This window comes from Halomonas eurihalina (assembly GCF_008274785.1).
GTDB classification, from domain to species: domain Bacteria; phylum Pseudomonadota; class Gammaproteobacteria; order Pseudomonadales; family Halomonadaceae; genus Halomonas; species Halomonas eurihalina.
Map to the genome: position 1 here is coordinate 1 of NZ_VTPU01000042.1, position 1392 is coordinate 1392.

Here is a 1392-nt window from a genome sequence, read left to right on the forward strand (position 1 = left end):
TGGGCATTCATGTGATCGCCGCGGGTCAGGATCACATGGTCGCCCGGCTCGGCGATGCCCTGGGCCACCAGGCGCTCCAGCGCACGGTCGTTGAGCTCGCCGGCGGTCATCTCGCTGGTGTCGAAGGGCAGGGATATCACTCCACGATACAACGCCATGCGTCGCTGGGCGACGGGGTTGTGGGCCAGCCCGACGATCGGCAGCCCCGAGCGGATCCGCGAGGCGATCAGCGGCGTGTAGCCGGTGGCCGTCATGCAGGCGATGGCCGCTACGCCGGAGAGGTGGTTGGCGGCGTACATCGCCGACAGGGCGATGGTCTCGTCGATCCGCGAGAAGCCCTCGTGGATGCGGTGCCCGGATTCCTGGGCGATGCGCTCACGCTCGGCGCCCAGGCAGACCCGCGCCATGGCCTCGATGGTCTCCACCGGGAAATCGCCGGCGGCGGTCTCGGCGGAGAGCATCACCGCATCGGTGGCATCGAGCACGGCGTTGGCCACATCGAACACCTCGGCACGGGTCGGCAGCGGCGACTCGATCATCGATTCCATCATCTGGGTGGCGGTGATCACCGCGCGGTTGTGGCTGCGCGCATGCTTGATGATGCGCTTCTGGGTGCCGATCAAGGCCTCGTCGCCGATTTCCACGCCGAGATCGCCGCGCGCCACCATCACCGCCTCGCTGGCCTCGATGATGCCGTCCAGGGTGGTGTCGTCGGCCACTGCCTCGGCGCGCTCGAGCTTGGCCACCAGGCCGATCTCGGCGCCGGCGCTGCCGAGCAGCTCGCGCGCCTCGTGCATGTCGGCGGCGCTGCGTGGGAAGGACACCGCCAGGTAGTCGACGCCGATGTCGATGGCGGTCGCCAGGTCGGCCTTGTCCTTGTCGGTCAGTGCCGGGGCGGAGAGGCCGCCGCCCTGCTTGTTGATGCCCTTGTTGTTGGAGAGTCGGCCGCCCTGGATCACCGTGGTGTGGATCTCGCTGCCGGCCACGCGGGTGACGTCGACCACCAGGCGGCCGTCGTCGAGCAGCAGGCGATCGCCGGGGGCGACATCGTCGGCCAGGGCCTTGTAGTCGCAGCCGACCCGGCCGGCGTCGCCGGCCTCGCCGTCCAGGGCGACGTCGAGCACGAAGGCCTGGCCGTTCTCGAGCTCCACGGCGCCGTCACGGAAGCGGGCGATGCGGATCTTGGGGCCTTGCAGGTCGCCCAGCGCGGCCACGCTGCGGCCGAGCCGGGTGGCGATCTCGCGCACCTCGACGAGCCGGCGGCGATGATCCTCCGGGGCGCCGTGGGAGAAGTTGAGGCGTACCACATCGACGCCGGCGGCGATCATCCGTTCGAGCACGCCGGGCCTGTCACTGGCCGGCCCGAGGGTGGCGACGATCTTGGTGCGGCGA

1 protein-coding gene is annotated in these 1392 nt (G+C 70.3%); it reads right to left on the reverse strand.

Features of this window, described 5'->3' with window-relative positions:
- Positions 1–1392, reverse strand: a 1392-nt coding sequence (pyk, locus tag FZZ93_RS18145) for a pyruvate kinase (RefSeq protein WP_149323697.1), incomplete at both ends; no start/stop codon positions are given.